The organism is Mesorhizobium sp. DCY119, assembly GCF_003590645.1.
GTDB lineage: Bacteria > Pseudomonadota > Alphaproteobacteria > Rhizobiales > Rhizobiaceae > Mesorhizobium_M.
This window is the reverse complement of record NZ_CP031834.1, coordinates 2,155,177-2,171,887: the sequence shown is the minus strand read 5'-3', so window position 1 is coordinate 2,171,887 and position 16,711 is coordinate 2,155,177. Positions and strand designations below refer to the sequence as shown.

The 16,711-nt window shown below is 62.4% G+C and carries 14 protein-coding genes; 5 read left to right on the top strand and 9 right to left on the bottom strand.

The genetic code is table 11. From position 1 onward, the window contains the following. The first annotated feature begins 77 nt into the window (after nucleotides 1-77). On the top strand, nucleotides 78-1,361 hold the full coding sequence (locus tag DZG07_RS10475) for an SDR family oxidoreductase (protein WP_119816726.1): 1,284 nt from the start codon (nucleotides 78-80) through the stop codon (nucleotides 1,359-1,361). Between the two features lie 3 nt (nucleotides 1,362-1,364). After that, the gene (locus DZG07_RS10470) at nucleotides 1,365-1,838 is read left to right on the top strand and encodes a DUF2269 domain-containing protein (RefSeq protein WP_119816723.1); all 474 of its coding nucleotides are present in this window, start codon (nucleotides 1,365-1,367) and stop codon (nucleotides 1,836-1,838) included. Between the two features lie 2 nt (nucleotides 1,839-1,840). Here the strand turns inward: DZG07_RS10470 and DZG07_RS10465 are convergent, their stop codons facing one another. From DZG07_RS10465 to DZG07_RS10445, 5 genes are all read right to left on the bottom strand, one after another. Beyond that, nucleotides 1,841-2,437, bottom strand: a complete 597-nt coding sequence (locus DZG07_RS10465; protein WP_091914832.1) for a LysE family translocator — start codon at nucleotides 2,435-2,437, stop codon at nucleotides 1,841-1,843. A 106-nt stretch (nucleotides 2,438-2,543) separates the two neighbouring features. Then, nucleotides 2,544-3,116 carry an acetolactate synthase small subunit gene (gene ilvN, locus DZG07_RS10460; protein WP_091914830.1) on the bottom strand — a complete coding sequence of 191 codons (573 nt, stop codon included), beginning with the start codon at nucleotides 3,114-3,116 and terminating at the stop codon, nucleotides 2,544-2,546. 72 nt (nucleotides 3,117-3,188) lie between these two features. Continuing rightward, entirely contained in the window at nucleotides 3,189-4,976 is a 1,788-nt protein-coding gene (locus DZG07_RS10455) for an acetolactate synthase 3 large subunit (RefSeq protein WP_119816720.1), read from the bottom strand. Between the two features lie 254 nt (nucleotides 4,977-5,230). Further along, entirely contained in the window at nucleotides 5,231-6,304 is a 1,074-nt protein-coding gene (locus DZG07_RS10450; protein ID WP_133304738.1) for a helix-turn-helix transcriptional regulator, read from the bottom strand. 266 nt (nucleotides 6,305-6,570) lie between these two features. After that, nucleotides 6,571-7,875 carry a DUF6600 domain-containing protein gene (locus DZG07_RS10445; RefSeq protein ID WP_245429617.1) on the bottom strand — a complete coding sequence of 435 codons (1,305 nt, stop codon included), beginning with the start codon at nucleotides 7,873-7,875 and terminating at the stop codon, nucleotides 6,571-6,573. Between the two features lie 240 nt (nucleotides 7,876-8,115). Between DZG07_RS10445 and DZG07_RS10440 the strand changes: the two genes are divergently transcribed. Then, nucleotides 8,116-9,942, top strand: a complete 1,827-nt coding sequence (locus DZG07_RS10440; protein ID WP_119816714.1) for an ATP-binding protein — start codon at nucleotides 8,116-8,118, stop codon at nucleotides 9,940-9,942. A 294-nt stretch (nucleotides 9,943-10,236) separates the two neighbouring features. On the opposite strand, the gene DZG07_RS10435 is transcribed toward DZG07_RS10440, so the two are convergent. Both DZG07_RS10435 and miaA read right to left on the bottom strand, forming a co-directional pair. Beyond that, nucleotides 10,237-11,028: a GGDEF domain-containing protein gene (locus DZG07_RS10435; protein ID WP_091914823.1), complete on the bottom strand. Its 792-nt coding sequence runs from the start codon at nucleotides 11,026-11,028 to the stop codon at nucleotides 10,237-10,239. Nucleotides 11,029-11,164: 136 nt separating this feature from the next. Next, the gene (gene miaA, locus DZG07_RS10430; protein ID WP_119821599.1) at nucleotides 11,165-12,115 is read right to left on the bottom strand and encodes a tRNA (adenosine(37)-N6)-dimethylallyltransferase MiaA; all 951 of its coding nucleotides are present in this window, start codon (nucleotides 12,113-12,115) and stop codon (nucleotides 11,165-11,167) included. On the opposite strand from miaA, the gene serB reads away from it, so the two are divergent. Together serB and DZG07_RS10420 are read left to right on the top strand one after the other, a co-directional pair. Next, nucleotides 12,093-12,980 (top strand): phosphoserine phosphatase SerB, encoded by an 888-nt coding sequence (gene serB, locus DZG07_RS10425; RefSeq protein WP_119821597.1) that lies wholly within the window; start codon nucleotides 12,093-12,095, stop codon nucleotides 12,978-12,980. The two genes, miaA and serB, sit on opposite strands and share 23 nt — an antisense overlap. Further along, nucleotides 12,977-13,537: a GNAT family N-acetyltransferase gene (locus tag DZG07_RS10420; protein ID WP_119816712.1), complete on the top strand. Its 561-nt coding sequence runs from the start codon at nucleotides 12,977-12,979 to the stop codon at nucleotides 13,535-13,537. Before serB ends, DZG07_RS10420 begins: the two co-directional genes overlap by 4 nt. Nucleotides 13,538-14,790: 1,253 nt before the next feature. On the opposite strand, the gene DZG07_RS10415 is transcribed toward DZG07_RS10420, so the two are convergent. Continuing rightward, nucleotides 14,791-16,389 (bottom strand): DegQ family serine endoprotease, encoded by a 1,599-nt coding sequence (locus DZG07_RS10415; RefSeq protein ID WP_119816709.1) that lies wholly within the window; start codon nucleotides 16,387-16,389, stop codon nucleotides 14,791-14,793. Between the two features lie 136 nt (nucleotides 16,390-16,525). Further along, on the bottom strand, nucleotides 16,526-16,711 hold the full coding sequence (locus DZG07_RS10410; RefSeq protein ID WP_119816707.1) for a DUF2065 family protein: 186 nt from the start codon (nucleotides 16,709-16,711) through the stop codon (nucleotides 16,526-16,528).

The window sequence follows — 16,711 nt, the reverse complement described above, 5'->3', positions numbered from 1 at the left end:
CCTGCCCGGTCGGCAAGCGCATCGACTTGGGCCAGCCGTTGTTTGTACGCAACCCAGCCACCGGCTATCGTCGAGCAATGCGGGTCTTGATTCTAGGCGGCAGCGGCTTCGTCGGTTCGGCAGTTGCGAAACTGCTGTCGGATCGCTGCAATTCCGTTACCGCTCTTGCCCGCGATGTTTCCCAGCCGAAACGTCGAATGCCGCAGATTGACTGGATATCGACCGACATCGCCAAGCTGCTCACCCCGGAGGCCTGGCTGCCACTGCTGAAAGATATCGATGCAGTGGTGAACTGCGCCGGCGCCTTGCAAGACAGCGCCCGGGACAATGTGGCAGCCGTTCAATATGACGCCATGCGGGCGCTCTACGAGGCTGCGGCCCGCTTGAACATAAAGCTCATCGTCCAGATCTCGGCACGGGCCTACGGCAACGCTGCCGACCTTCCATTCCTGTCCACCAAGCAAGCCGCCGACAAAGCACTGAAAGCCTGCGGCGCTCCCTTCGTCGTGTTGAAGCCAGCCGTAATCATAGGCAGAACCGCATACGGCGGCTCGGCGCTGCTGAGGGCTTTGGCGGCGTTTCCGCTTGTAACGCCGCTGGTTCACGCCGACGCTCAAATGCAGTTTGCAGCGCTTGACGATGTGACTGCTGCCGTTGCGGATGCCGTGGAAGGCAGGATCGAGCCCGGCAGCGATCTCGACCTTGCCGCTCCGGAAACACTTTCTCTTTCCGAAGTTGTCGCCATCCATCGCCGGTGGCTGGGACTGCCTCCCGCACCCTTCATCGCCGTACCCGCGTTTGCCGCCCGCGCCGTCGCTGCAGTCGCCGACCTGCTTGGCAGGCTGGGCTGGCGATCACCCCTGCGCTCGACGGCGCTCGACGTGGCCGCCGCCGGCGTTTCGGGACATCCAGCCTTGCCCGACCGGCAACTGAAATCCCTTTCCGAAACCCTTGCGGACATGCCGGCAGGCGTCCAGGAGCTTTGGTTCGCCCGGCTCTATCTGCTCAAGCCGGTCATATTCGGCACGCTGAGCCTATTCTGGATAGTGTCCGGCGCGATCGCGTTGCTCCGCTTCGGCGCCTCGACGCAACATTTGGTGGACGCCGGTGCTTCACTCATCTTTGCCTCCGCCCTGACGCTTATCACCAGCGTCGCCGACATCGCGCTTGGACTTGGCGTCATTGTCCGCCGCTATTCCGGTACAGCACTCAAAGGCATGATCGCTTTGTCGCTAGCCTACCTTACAGCAGCCACGTTTCTGACGCCGGGGTTATGGGTCGACCCGCTCGGGCCTCTGGTCAAGGTCTTGCCATCCATCGCGTTGGCGCTGGTGGCGCTCGCAATACTGGACGAGCGCTGAGCCATGGAAGAGCTTCTGCGCCTCATCCATGTCCTCGGCGCCACCGTGCTGTTCGGCAGCGGCGCCGGCATCGCCTTCTTCATGGTCATGGTGCACCGCACCCGCAACCCGGCACTCATCGCCCATGTCGGCGGGACCGTCGTGCTGGCTGATACGATCTTCACCGCAACCGCCGTCATCCTCCAGCCCATCACCGGCGCGTGGCTGGCGCATGAGATCGGCTGGTCGCTCGGTGAAGGCTGGATCGCGCTTTCCCTTGTGCTCTATGTCGTCACGGGCCTGTTCTGGCTGCCGGTCGTCTATATCCAGATACTGCTGCGCAATCTGGCGCGAAAGGCAGCGACCGACGGCACCGAACTGCCCGCACGCTATTTCCGCCTCTACCGGATCTGGTTCGCTTGCGGATTTCCAGCATTCTTCAGCGTGCTCGCCATTTTCTGGCTGATGCTGACGAAACCGGCGATCGATCTGTTCTGACGCTATTTCAGCATTGGCCACAGCGTCGCGGCCAGCAGCACGCCCATGGCGATGTTGAACCATTTCAGCCGCACTGGATCGGACAGGAAGCCGCGCAGCGCCATGCCGAACCCGGCCCAGGAAGACACGCTGGGCAGATTGACCAGGGCGAAAGCGACTGAAATCAGCAGCACCGACAGGAACGGTGCTGCCGGATTCGTATAGACCGCCATGGCGGTGATCGCCATCACCCAGGCCTTGGGATTGACCCATTGAAACGCCGAGGCCTCAAAGAAGGTCATCGGCCGCGCCTGCGCCTCGCCGGACTTGCCCATGGAGCGCGACATGGCGATCTTCCAGGCGAGATAAAGCAGGTACGCACCGCCTGCGATCTTCAGCACGGTGTGCAGCGCCGGAAAAGCCGTCAGCACCGCACCAAGCCCGAAACCGACGCCGAGCAGCAGCGACAGGAAACCCATGCCGATGCCCAGCATATGCGGGATCGTGCGCACGAAACCGAAATTCACGCCCGAAGCCAGCAGCATGAAGTTGTTCGGCCCCGGCGTGATCGAGGTCACGAAGGCATAGACGAGAAGGGCCAGAAAAGCTTCCGAGGACATCGTTCACCGAATATAAGTCAGTAGTATTGACCTTCTTAGCACGATCCGCCTCTTCACATCCGGCTGATCATTTGGTCCAGCCGGAGCCCGTTTGAGGATGGCTTGCCTACATCCCCTGTGGGCCGCGGTTCATAGCTGCCACGCCGGTGCGGCAGACTTCCACCAGCCCGAGCGGCTTCATGATGGCGATGAACTGCTCGATCTTCGACACCTTGCCGGTGATCTCGAAGATGAAATGCTCGGTGTTGGCGTCAATCACATTGGCACGGAAAGCCTCGGCAAGGCGCAGCGCCTCGACGCGATGGTCGCCCGTTCCCGCAACCTTGACCAGCGCCAGTTCCCGCTCCATCGGCCGGTCCTGGCCCAGTTCGCCGGCCAACACGGTAAGGTCGACCACGCGATGCACCGGCACGATGCGCTCGAGCTGATGCTTGATCTGCTCCAGCACATGCGGTGTGCCACGCGTCACGATGGTGATGCGCGATAGGTGTTTTTCATGCTCGGTCTCGGAAACCGTAAGGCTTTCGATATTATAGCCCCGCCCCGAAAACAGGCCGATGACACGGGCAAGCACGCCCGGCTCGTTGTCGACCAGCACCGACAGCGTGTGGTTTTCCGGGCGCTCGGTTTCCTTGGCGATAAAATAGGCGGAGCCGGTTGGTTGTAGCTGTGCGTTCATTGTTGAATCTCGTTCTCAAAATTCTTGGCTATTGCTTTGTTTCCGCACGGCCTTTGCCGGGCGACGCCCAGATCACACCAATTCCCTGCCCTTGGCGTCGATGGCATTGGCGACCGCCTCGTCCGTTGCCTCGTCCGGCAGGAGCATTTCGTTATGCGCCTTGCCCGACGGGATCATCGGGAAGCAGTTGGCAAGTGCTGCGACACGGCAATCGAAGATCACCGGCTTCTTCACCGAGATCATCTCCTTGATCGCGTCGTCGAGATCGCCGGGCTTTTCACAGCGAATGCCGTGGCCGCCATAGGCCTCCGCCAGCTTGACGAAGTCCGGCATCGCCTCGGTATAGGAATGCGACAGGCGGTTGCCGTGCAGCAGCTGCTGCCACTGCCTTACCATGCCCATATACTGGTTGTTCAGGATGAAGATCTTGATCGGCGCCTCATACTGAACCGCCGTGCTCATCTCCTGAATCGTCATCTGCACCGAAGCGTCGCCGGCAATGTCGATAACCAGCGATTCCCGATGCGCGATCTGCACCCCAAGTGCCGCCGGCAGGCCGTAGCCCATCGTGCCGAGGCCGCCAGAGGTCATCCAATGGTTCGGCTTGTCAAAATGGAAATGCTGCGCCGCCCACATCTGGTGCTGGCCGACCTCGGTCGTGATGTAGGTGTCGAGGTGCTTGGTCAGCTCGTACAGCCGCTGGATCGCATGTTGCGGCATGATGACGTCGTTGTTCGGCTTGAAAGCCAGGGAGTCACGCGCGCGCCATTTGGCGATCTGCTCCCACCAGGGATAGAGCGTCTTCTTGTCGGTCTTGGCGGTCGCCCGCCACAGCCGCACGAGATCCTCCAGCACATGCCCGACATCGCCGATGATCGGCACGTCGGCGCGGACGTTCTTGTTGATCGACGACGGGTCGATGTCGATGTGGATCTTCTTCGAGTTTGGCGAGAACGCGTTGAGCCGGCCGGTGATGCGGTCGTCGAAGCGCGCGCCGATGCAGATCATGACGTCGCAATCGTGCATCGCCATGTTGGATTCGTAGCTGCCGTGCATGCCGAGCATGCCGAGCCAGTTCTTGCCCGAGGCCGGATAAGCGCCGAGACCCATCAGCGTCGAAGTGATCGGAAAACCGGTCAGGTCGACCAGTTCGCGCAGCAAATGGCTCGCTTCGGGGCCTGAATTGATGACGCCGCCGCCGGAATAGATGATCGGCTTCTTGGCCTCCGCCATCAGCGCCACGGCAGCCTTGATCTTCTCGAGATCGCCCTGGACCTTAGGCTGATAGCTGGTGCGCGGCGCGGTCTGCGGCGGCGTGTAGATGCCCTTGGCGAACTGGACGTCTTTCGGCACGTCGACGACGACCGGGCCGGGCCGGCCGGTGGTCGCGACATGAAAAGCCTCGTGCAGGATGCGAGCCAAATCGTTGACGTCCTTCACCAGCCAGTTGTGCTTGGTGCAGGGCCGCGTGATGCCGACCGTGTCGCATTCCTGGAAGGCATCGGTGCCGATCAGCATTGTCGGCGCCTGGCCGGTGATGCACACCAGCGGTATCGAATCCGACAGCGCGTCCTGCAGCGGCGTCACCATGTTGGTCGCACCGGGACCGGAGGTGACGAGGACGACGCCGGCCTTGCCGGTGGAACGGGCATAGCCCTCCGCGGCGTGGCCCGCGCCCTGCTCGTGGCGGACCAGGATGTGCTCGACATCGTCCTGCTGGAACAACTCGTCGTAAATCGGAAGAACCGCACCGCCGGGATAGCCGAAGAGATGCTTGACGCCATTGTCCTTCAGCGCCTGTACCACCATTTCGGCGCCGCTCATTTCACGCCGTCCGGTTTCGTTCTGTCCGTTGCTCATCGGTCTGGTTCCGTCTCTTCCGCTTTTTGCGATTGCTGGTCGTATCGGTATTTTTGGCAATAAAAAAGGCCCCCGAGGGAGCCTGTGTCTTGCGCATGGGGGGATTTCGCCCGGCGGTTACACCGCCTTGCCCACGCGCCTTCCTACTACGAGAATGAGTGCTGTCTTCATGGTCGCGAACCATAGTTGCGCTCCGAAAGCGCGTCAACGGGAAAAATACGCAGCGTAAGGAGAATTCTGCGGCGGCTATCTGGTCACCCGAGGCGGCTGATCAGAACGGCAAGTTCCGCCTGCCGGCGTGTGCCTGTCTTGTCGAAGATGAGCTTTAGCCGCGTGCGAGCCGTCTCGAACGAGACGCCCTCACCGGCAGCGGCCGCGCGCAGCATTTCTCCCCGCCCGATCCGTACTGCCAGGCGCACTTCCGCAGCCGTCAGTCCGAAGGCGTCGCGCAGGCTCTCATGCACGGCGGTCGAGCGGGGTCTTTCGAGATCATCGACCGTCATGATCATTCGTGCCAAGCCAAAGAAGTCACGCGCCGCACCAGCGATCGGCAGGCAGCGCACGACGAGCGGCCGGCCTGTCGCCCGCCGCAGGAACACGCTGTTCGAAGGCTCGCTTGCAAGCGCCGGCCTGTCTGCGGCCCGCGCGATCAACTCCTGCAGGCGGACGTCATCACCGGCCTCGACCGCGTGAACATGACTGTTTCGGACAGTCAGGCGATCGGTCAGCAGCTTCTCGAAAGGGGCCGTGAAGTGAAGAATACGGCCGGCGGGTGTTAGAAGAGCCAACGCCTCGCCGCGCGCACCCAATGCATCAAGCATATTGGCGGCCTGCTCCAGCTTGGCGCGAAGTGCGAAGGAACAAGCCGCCGCAACATTGTCGACAAAATGGTTCATGGCCTTCAGTTCGTCGTCTTCGAACGAGCCTGCGCGCAATCCGCGCTGGACCGTCAGGACGAAGTGAGAACCGGCATGCGAGGCAACGACCGTGCCCGCTTCCGAGGTGATGTCATATCTGGGCGCGAATTCCTGTTCGAACGGCAGGCGCGCCCGCTCCTCCGCCGTAAACATCTGCCGCTCGGTGACCAGACCGCGAAAGCCGGCCTGCGTGATCGCCAACCCCCGCATCATGCGCGGGTTGTTCTCGTGCCAGCCGCCGTCGACATAGTCGCGCAACAGGCCTTCGCTGCCCCGGCTCGCGATCGCGTTGTAGCCGTCCTTGCCGACCAGCTGGCCAAGCGCCAGCGAAGCGTTGCAGGCCGCTGAAATCATCTGCATCGCGTCGGGCCATGTCTCCGGCATCAGCGCGGCCTCATAAACCGCCTTCAATGCCTTATCCGCAACGTCCTGCCTCATCGGCGTCCACAGCAGGTCGAAGGCGTTGCCGCACGCGCGGCAAACCCCGGATCATTCACCGGAAATGATACTCTCAAGACATTTCCCATGTTCTTGGGCGCAATGCGCCCAACCCAACTCCATCGCAAACCTATCATTTTCAGCAAATGCCGTCGACAGGAACGTGAAAACCGAGCCAGCCGGCGGTCAGACGGAAACCGGACCCGTCAAACGGCGGGTCCGGGTTACATTTTCGTCAATTAACCGGGCCGCTTGCAGCGCGGATCGTGCGGGTCACACTTGGCGGCCCGCCTTGCCTGCGCCGGCGCCATCGCATGCCGGGCCATGGCCTTTGCCTGCGGGTGTACCGTCGACCTCTCATGCATAGCCATTGCTTGCTGGTGCTTCGCTGCCTTGCGTGCCTGCTGTTGCGCCGATGCGAGTTTGCGCTGTTGTTGCAAGGCAGCACGGCGCTGGAGCAATTGTTGCGATGCGACGCCGGCATTGGTGACGTGTCTACTCACGGCAACCGGTTTTTGCGCCGCCGCGCTTACCGCTTTGACCGGATGCTGCGGGGTTTTCAATACCGAAGGCGTGGCTGGAGTTCCGGCGCCCGCCGCAACAGTTGGAAGCTTCTTCCCGTTTTGAGCGGATGCAGTCGCGCCAACGGGCTTCTTCGGGCCTGCCCCTGGATTTGCGGGCTGCTGCGCAGCCGTTGCCGGTGCGGGAGCAGTATTCGATTTCACCAAACCGGAAGGCTGCGCTGCCGGATTCAACCTTACTCCCGACGTCTTGATCACCGCACCCTTAGACGGATCGAGATGAGCTGTAGCGATCGCACCGCTGGACGGCGGCACCACCTTCGCCGCCCTCACCGATTTGACGACGGTGCTTGGCAATCGGCTGAGCGATGGCCCGGCATTGACCGGCACGACGCTATTGCCGACGCGAACCGTGCCCGCACCGCGGTAATTGTTCACCGTGATGTTTTCGTTGATGATTGTCGTATTGCGCACATAGGTGACGTTGTCGCTCACCGGCCTGAGCACAGGCAGGATCGCGGCTGCACCGATTGCCACCACCGGCACGAACGACCACCAGTCATCCTCGACGACGACCGTGGGCGGCGGCGCGGGCACCCAGCCGACATCCTCGTCGCTCTCGCGCCAGACGACCCAGGCCGGAGCCCAGTCGTTGCCGGCGATCCAGACCCAGCCGATATCCTGGTCGAAAGCCCAACGCCCGTAGTGGAAGACGACCCAGCCGAAAGGCTCGTCGGACTGCCAGTACCAGCCATCGTCAGTCCAGACCCAGTGGCCGACCGTATAAGGCCGCCACCCGGCCTGCACGGTCGGAACCCACACCTGCCCGAACCGCGACGACGTTCGCCACTCACCGTAGCGGGAAAGCCTTTCATGGGTCGAGCTGGAGAAGCTCGCAGCCAGTGCGGCCTGATTGCCAGGCAAGACCGAAGGCGCGGAGACAGTTCCGCCCAGCGCCACGATCAGCGCCATCGCGGTCAAGCCACCTTTTTTGCCGAAAATTCCAGACAGAGACACGCGCATGGCGCCCTCCAAGAATGCTGCCGCAAAGCCGTTCGAAGGCATTGGGGCAAAGATTTTCGCCCTTCAGTAACGTCGATGCTCATCCCCGCCTGTGACCGATTTGCGGCCTCTGAAATCACGATCCCGCGACTTTGACCGACATCCTTAACGACTGCTCAACCATGCCCCGACACGCGGCCTTAACCCCATGTCGATAGACTTTTCGCAAATAGGACACTTCCGAGAGGCGCAGTCATTTCCATGTATGTCGACGGGCAGAAATCCGGCGGAGAACCAACTTCGCAGGAACGTCGCGACAACGCGCAACCGGACGCACGCGTTCTCGGCCACGTGGTTCATTGCGACGGCGCCCGCGCCACCATCGCAGCCTTCGCCGACGCGAGCGATGGTTCGGTAACCGGCCAGTGGACGGTCGGGCGCATGATCTCCATCAATCTCGGCGCCTGCCGCACCGTTGGTCTCGTCTATTCCATCGGCAAATCCGACCGCGTCTGGAACAATGACGGCCGCAACGCCATCGAGGTCAGCATCGAGCTGATTGGCGAGGTCCGCGATCTCCCGCCGCCGGCAAAGCCGGCCTTCGATCGCGGCATCACTGTCTATCCGCATATCGGCGCGATTGCCCACCGCATCCGCGCACGCGACCTTCAGGCAGTTTATGATCTCGCCGGCCGCAAGGCCGTCACCATCGGGCAGTTGTCGCAGGACGAGACGATCGATGCCTGCATCGCCATCGAAGACACGCTGACCCGCCATTTCGCCGTGGTCGGCACCACCGGCGTCGGCAAATCCACCGCCGTTTCGCTGCTTCTGCGCAAGACGATCCAGGCCAAGCCCGATCTGCGCGTGCTGATCCTCGATCCGCACAATGAATTCGCCGACGCCCTGCCCGAACTCAGCGTCAAGGTCGATACCTCGTCGCTCGACCTGCCCTTCTGGCTGTTTCGGCTGGAGGAGTTCGCGGAGGTGCTGTTTCGCGGGCGTGAGATCGTTCCCGAGGAACTCGATGTCCTGCGCGACCTGATCCCGCATGCCAAGAACCTCTATCGCAATCCCAACGCCGGCACCTTCATACGTCGCGGCGGCGATGCGCTGACCGCCGACACGCCGGTGCCCTATCGCATGGCCGACCTGATCAAGCAGATCGACGAGCGCATGGGCCTGCTGGAAAGCAAGAACGACCGGCCAGTCTATCGCGCGCTGAAGACGCGCATCGAGTCGGCCGTGGCCGATCCACGCTACCGCTTTATGTTCGCCTCCAGGCTGATCGAGGACACGATCCATCAGACCATCGGCAACATCTTCCGCATCCCGCATGGAGGCCGGCCCATCACCTGCTTCGAGATGGCCGGCATGCCGTCGGAAGTGGTGAACTCGGTCTGCTCCGTTCTGGCCCGGCTCGCCTTCGACCTGGCACTGTGGAGCGAGGGGCGGCTGAAGCTGCTGGTGCTGTGCGAGGAAGCGCATCGCTACATGCCTTCCGATCCACGGCTGGGCTTCGCGCCGACCCGCCACGCCATGTCGCGCATCGCCAAGGAAGGCCGCAAATATGGCTGCTATCTCGGCGTGGTGACGCAGCGGCCGGGCGATCTCGACCCAACGATCCTGTCGCAGTGCTCGACGGTCTTCGCCATGCGGCTCGCCAACGACCAGGACCAGAAGATCATCCGCTCGGCGATCGCCGACTCTTCGGCCTCCACCCTGTCCTTTCTGTCCTCCATGGGTCAGCGCGAGGCCATCGCCTTCGGCGAAGGTGTCGCGACCACCATGCGCCTGAAATTCGAGCGCCTGCCGGCAAATCTGATACCCGGTGCCGGCAAGCGTCATGCCTCCGATGCAACCAGCACGGACGATGCGGATGTCGACCTAGCCGCGATCGTAGAGCGGCTGCGCAACGTGCCCCGTCCGCAGCAGAATCTCGGCTTCTCCGAAGCCGTCGACGTGCAGCGCCAGGCCGGCGATCCCGGTTATCGCAAAACTGCGACCGCAATCCCGGCAGCCGATGACCTCGATGTCAGCTTCGGTCTCAAGACGACGACCTTTGGGCTCCGCCCGCGCTCGGATTGAAATCGAAACGACTTTCAGCGCCCACACCAATTGCAATTCTGGCTGGCTTGGGAAGAATTCCAGCAGGAATTCGTCAGGCTGAGTCTTATGGCGCTGGTTTTCGAGAACCGGAGCGGAGCGTACATTTAGGTACGTGAGCACGCGCATGACCCCGAAATCGGAATCGATTTCGGGGTCATGCGCCAACTCAAATTTCCAGAGCGTCCTTTACGCGTCCAATAGGACGCGTGGCGCTCTAGGTAAGCGCAGAAAATCAGTGTCAGAAGGCCAGCATCACGAATTCACGTGGAATTCTCAGGCGCTGACGCGATTACGGCCCTGCCTCTTGGCCTCGTAGAGCTGCTTGTCGGCGCGGCGGAAGAACTCTTCGGCCGTCTCCTTGCGATCCCAGACGGCGAGGCCGACGCTGGTGGTGATCTTCAAGCGTATGTTGCCGTTGAACACCGTGGTGGCGGCGATGGCCTTGCGAATGCGCTCGGCCAGCCGGGTGAGCATGTCGGCGTCCATATTGGGCGCGACCACCGCGAATTCCTCACCACCGAGACGTGCGACGACATCGTGATAGCGGGTCATGTCCTTCAGGCAACTGGCCACCGCGCGCAGCACATCGTCGCCGATATCGTGCCCGTGCGTGTCGTTGACCTGCTTGAAATGGTCGAGATCGAGGATCATCAGGCCGACAGGCTTGTCGATCTTGCGAAACTCCTCGAGATATTCCCTCAGCGCATCGTCGAAGTAGCGCCGGTTCTGCATGCCGGTCAGCGCGTCGGTGAGCGCGGCCTGTTCCAGTGTCACCGAGCGGGCGCTGAGCGAGGCCGTCATGGCACGCAGCTTGCCCTGCTCTTTCACCTGGGTGCGGATTTGCGGGTAGATGAAGAAAATGCCGAAGAACAGCGCGGTTGCAAGAAGAACGCCGGTCGCGAAAAGCAGTTTGGAAAGATAGGCGACGCCCTGCATCCGCTCCGGCTGGTAAAGCGTCTCGGTCGACGTGTGAAGAACGCCGTAGGCATGCACGATCACCGCTCCGGCCGCGAGAATAACGGTAATCAATACAAAAAAAGCCGATTCCGACTGGTGGAAGCGCATATTCTTTCCGTTGACGAGCTTTCGTAAACCGTTATGCCACCTTGGGCCTTACGGAGGGTTAATCCCCGCAACCGCAAGGCGAAGACGGGACGTCTGCGACTGCCGCTTTATCCGTGTTGAATTTCCCCACTGCCCTTTACGTTTCCAAAGCCTCGGCTGCCCCAATGCGTTTCCATTCCGGCCCGAGCTGGTTGCGAAACCATGTGCCTTGCCGCTTGGAATATTGCCTGGTTGCAATTTTGGCGCGTGCTATTGCCTCGGAAAATTCCAACTCCCCTGAATCGGCTGCCTGAAGCTCCCGAACGCCGATCGCCTTCATGGCAGGCAAGGCCGGATCGAGCGCCAATGCGCTCAGCGCCCTCACCTCTTCAAGAGCGCCCATTTCCAGCATACGCTCAAAACGCTGGTCGATGCGATTCACAAGTACCGGCCGCTCCGGCTCGATCACGAAAAAGTGAGCGTTTGCCCGATCGATGAGCGGACGCCCGCGTTCCTGCTGCCAGCGCAGGATGGAACGGCCCGATGCCTCCAGCACTTCCAGCGCCCGTACGATGCGTTGCCCGTCGGTCGGGCGCAGGCGCTGGGCGGTTTCGGGATCTTCCTGCCGCAGGATGCGGTGCAGCCGGTCGGGTCCGTCCTCGAGCAGGCGATAGCGCCACCGGTCGCGGATCGCCGGCGGGATTTCCGGCATCTCGGAAATGCCTTCAGCCAGCGCCCGAAAATAGAGCCCGGTGCCACCAACGAAAATCGGCGTTCTGCCCTCGAACACCCCTTCGCCCATCAGCCTCATCACGTCGCGCAGCCATGCGCCGGTCGAATAGGCCGTTCTCGGTGAAACGTGGCCGTAGAGATGATGCGGCGCGCGCGCCAGGTCCTCCGCGCTTGGCCGCGCCGTCAACACGTTCAGCACGGCATAGCCTTGCATGGAATCCGTGTTGACGATCACGCCGTTTTTCTTCTCGGCGAGGTCGAGCGCAAGCGCCGACTTGCCGCTGGCGGTCGGCCCGGCTATCAGGATCGCGTTCCTGATACTCCCGCCACCCTCAGCCTTGCCGGATTTCTCCATGTCGCTTGTCGCCACGCTCATTTCCCATCCGGCCCAGGGCCGACTTTCGCAATCGCTGGCGAATATGGCCTCGCAGGCGGTCGGCGCAAGCTCTGTTCGCTGGCTATCCGAGAAAATCGCCTGCGATATTGCTCTGCCAGATTCCGTTTCGGCGGACGAGGCCCTGTCGGCATTACGGGCAGCGCTGGATGGCGAACCCATCGACATCGTCGTCCAGGAAAGCGAAACCCGCCGGAAGAAAATCCTGATCGCCGACATGGACTCGACCATGATCGACCAGGAATGCATCGACGAACTGGCCGACGAGATCGGCGTCAAGGCACATGTCGCGGCAATCACCGCGCGCTCGATGAATGGCGAGATCGCCTTCGAACCCGCGCTGCGTGAACGCGTGGCGCTCTTGAAAGGGCTCGATGCCGCGGTCATCGACCGCATCATCGCCAACCGCCTGACGCTGGCCTCCGGCGGCCTGCAGCTGGTCGCCACGATGCGTGCCAACGGGGCTTACGCGGCACTGGTTTCCGGCGGCTTCGATGTCTTTACCTCCCGCATCGCCGCCAAGCTCGGCTTCGACGAGAACCGCGCAAACCGCCTGATCGAGAAGGACGGCCGTCTCACCGGCGAGGTTGCCGAGCCCATCCTCGGCCGCGCCGCCAAGGCCGAGGCCCTGCACGAAATCTCCGCGCGCCTCGGGCTTTCACCAGCTGATGCGATTGCAGTCGGCGACGGCGCCAATGATCTCGACATGATCCGCCTGGCGGGCACTGGTGTTGCCCTTCACGCCAAGCCGTCGGTGGCGGCCGAAGCCAAGGTCCGCATCGACCATGGCGATCTCACCGCCCTGCTTTATCTTCAGGGCTACAGCGAGAAGGAGTTTGCCGCATGAAACCGATCCGCACAGAACGCCTTATCCTGCGCAACTGGGAAGAGCGCGACCGTGACCTGTTCTTCCGTATCAACTCCGACGAAACGGTCATGGAGTTCTTCCCCTTCCGCCGCGACCGCGCCAAGGCCGACGCCAAGATGGACGAGATACGCGCCGAGAACGCCGAAAACGGCTACGGCTGGATGGCGGCAGAAATTGCCGCGACCGGCGACTGCATCGGCTTCATCGGCCTGCACGACGCCGAGATCGAACCGGCTGCGCCCTCCGGCACGATCGAGATCGGCTGGCGGCTGGCACCGGAATTCTGGGGCAAGGGCTATGTCACTGAGGGTGCTGCTGCACTGCTCGATTTCGGCTTCGACACACTCGGCAAGCCGGAAATCATCTCCTTCGCCGTCGAGAAAAATCACCGCTCCACCGCCGTCATGGAACGCCTCGGCATGCGCCGCGAGCCATCCGGCGACTTCGATCATCCCGAAGTGCCCGACACGCATCCGGAACTGAAGCGGCATGTGCTCTACCGGCTGTCGCGGGAAGACTGGCGGGCGAGGAAGTAAGGTCGACGTTCCCCTCCCCCTTGAGGGGAGGGTGGCGGCGAAGCCGCCGGGAGGGGTCGCTGCGGCAGTGCTCCGACGTTCCTTTTCTGCGCCGAGCGCTGCCTTGACCGACCCCCTCTGGCGCTTCGCGCTCCGGCCCTACGCTAGGGCTCCGGGCGTTCGTCACTCGAAAAGCCAAATCGTTGGCTTTTCGTTCGCTTCGCGAACCGTTCCTCACCCCCCTCAAGGGGGGAGAAAACGCCGGCGCGTTTCATCATCGCCACGCCCTGCATCGCAGTCTGGCCATTGTCAAAGATCGGGAAGCGGGGCGCATGGCCGTGCCTTCCTAATGTTTAGTACGTGGCGCGACTTCCGCGCCCCGCTCGGTGTCTGTCCCGAAGTCGGCCAGTCACAACGCCCGCTCCATGTACATTCCATGGACAAGACGCCGCGGGTTCTCCGCATGGTTTTGGGCAGTGGCATTTGCGCCGTGCTCGTTCCACGCCGGCCTGTGTCGGGCCCTCGGGTCCCTGGCTACCACACCAGGGCGGGAGGTCACCGCCACTCCCCCTTGATCCCGGTTCCAGACCCGGTCCCGCAGGAGCGATGACAGGATTATGCGGGAGGTGTCTTGGGGTGTGGAAAGATTGGGCGAGAAAAAATATGTGGGGTGAATGGAAACAATGGGTTGAGTGGAAATCGGGTGGAAATCTTTCCCCCACTGCGTGAGCTTCGAGTTCGGCAGTTCTGCACCGCTGCGGCCTTCATCGATGGTCCGGCATGGATCCGTCGCAAGAGCGACCCCCGCATGCGCTTCGCTCATGCTGCGCCCGGGATGACGAACTGCATGTTAGGTCTTCGCTAATCGTCAACGCTGTCGCGCGGCAGTTACGTCTCCGGCGCGGTAGCCGCGCCTGCTGTGCGGCGGTCAACAACGTTTGCGATTGGCTGCGACACCCCCTCTCTTCGTCATCCCGGGCGGAGCGAAGCGGAGACCCGGGATCCATGCCGGAATGCAAAAGAGCTTCAGCGGTGCTGAACGCGCGTCAATATCAGGACCGGGCCGTGCTTGACGACGATCAGGCCAATGGGTCCCGGATAACCTCCGCTTCGCTCCGGTTTCCGGGATGACGACTTCATCGTGTCAAAGCTAAACGCCAAGGTTGATGTTGGAACCGCGTTGTCATTCGCGAGCAGATACCCAGCCCAACAAAAAAGGGCGGTCACTCGACCGCCCTTCCTTAAAAATCAAACACTTGCGTCCGTTTCCGGACTCAATCCATCCGCACGGTCACGAAGCGCAGTTCGCCGCTCTTGGACGCCAGCATCAGCAGGGCATTCTTGCGGCCCTGTTCCTTCAGCGCGCCGATACGGTCCATCACGTCCTTGGGCGACGAGACCGATTCCTGGGCGATCTCGGTGATCACTTCGCCGGCGAGGATGCCGCGCTCGGAAGCAGCCGAGTTCGGCGCGACCTCGGTGACGACGACGCCCGAAACCTCGGCGCCGATCTCGAACTTCTTGCGCGCCTCGTCGTTCAGCTCGCCGATGGTCATGCCGAGAACGGAAGCAGTCGCGACCGCGCCGCTGTCGCCTTCCCCTTGTGCCGGCTTGTCCTCTTCGTCCTGGCTGAGCTTTTCGCCATCTTCCAGGCGGCCGAGCGTGACCTTGACGGTCTGCTCGACGCCCTTGCGCACGATCAGCACGTCCACGGCCTTGCCGACCGGGCTTTCGGCCACGACACGCGGCAGGTCGCGCATTTCATGGACGTCCTTGCCATCGAACTTGGTGATCACATCGCCAGGCTGGATCGTGCCGTTGTCGACCGGCCCACCCTTGATGACGCCGGCGACGAGCGCGCCCTTGGCGCCCTTCATGCCGAGGCTTTCGGCGATCTCGTCGGTGACCGGCTGAATGCGAACGCCGAGCCAGCCGCGACGCGTCTCGCCGAACTCGGAAAGCTGGGCAACGACACCGGCTGCAAGCTCGGACGGAATCGAGAAGCCGATGCCGATCGAGCCGCCCGAAGGCGAGATGATGGCGGTGTTGATGCCGACGACTTCGCCTTCCATGTTGAACAGCGGGCCGCCGGAGTTGCCCCGGTTGATCGCCGCGTCCGTCTGGATGAAGTCGTCGTAGGGGCCGGAATTGATGTCGCGGTTGCGCGCCGAGATGATGCCGACGGTGACGGTACCGCCCAGACCGAACGGGTTGCCGACGGCCATGACCCAGTCGCCGATTCGCATCTTGTTGGAATCGCCGAAATTGACCGCCGTCAGCTTCTTGCCCTTGGGATCGACCTGAAGCACGGCGATGTCGGTCTTGGTGTCGGTGCCCTTGAGCGTGGCCTTGAGCTTGGAGCCGTCGGAGAAGTTCACCTCGATCTCGTCGGCATCCGCGATGACGTGGTTGTTGGTGACGATGATGCCCTTTTCGGCATCGACGACGAAGCCTGAACCGAGCGACTGGACCTTCTGCGATCCGCCGCCACCACCACCGCCGCCGCCTTCACCATCCTTGTTGCCCTGGCGGTTCTTGAAGAAATCGTCGAAGAAATCCTGGAATGGCGAGCCTTCCGGCAGCTGCGGCATCGGCACGGCACCGGGGCCTTCGCCACCCTTCACCGTCTGCGATGTCGAGATGTTGACGACCGCGCCGAGCAACCCCTCGGCCAGATCGGCAACCGAGGCCGGACCTTGCGGCGCGAGTCTCGGCGGCTGGGCCGGCACCTGGGCTTGCGGTGCGATCTTCGGCTTGTCCTGCGCCAGCGCCGGAGCAGCGACATAGGGCACAGCGACCGCGCCGGCCAGCAGCGCCATGGTCGCGGCCACGAAGGTTCTTCTTACCGCAGGCGGTACGAGTGTGAACGTCATAAGCAGGTGGCCTCCGGTTCAGATAAAGAAATAGCGTGGCAGCCCTTGGGGCGCGTTACCATGTGGCAGGTAAAATACGGCGTGTTTGCGGCCTTGCATACTGCCCGGGGCGGGATGGCCGACAATCTTGTGTGATTTATCCGCGCGCGATCCACACTACGCCGACGCCAATGGCGATCGCCGCGAGCCCGGCAACGCGCAGGGCGTTTTCAGGCACAAGAAGCACTTCGGAAGCCAGTTTCTTGGCGAGAGATGGAAAGCCGCCGTAGATCAGGCCCTCGATGACGAGGACCAGACCCACGGCGGCGATAAAGTCGGACAC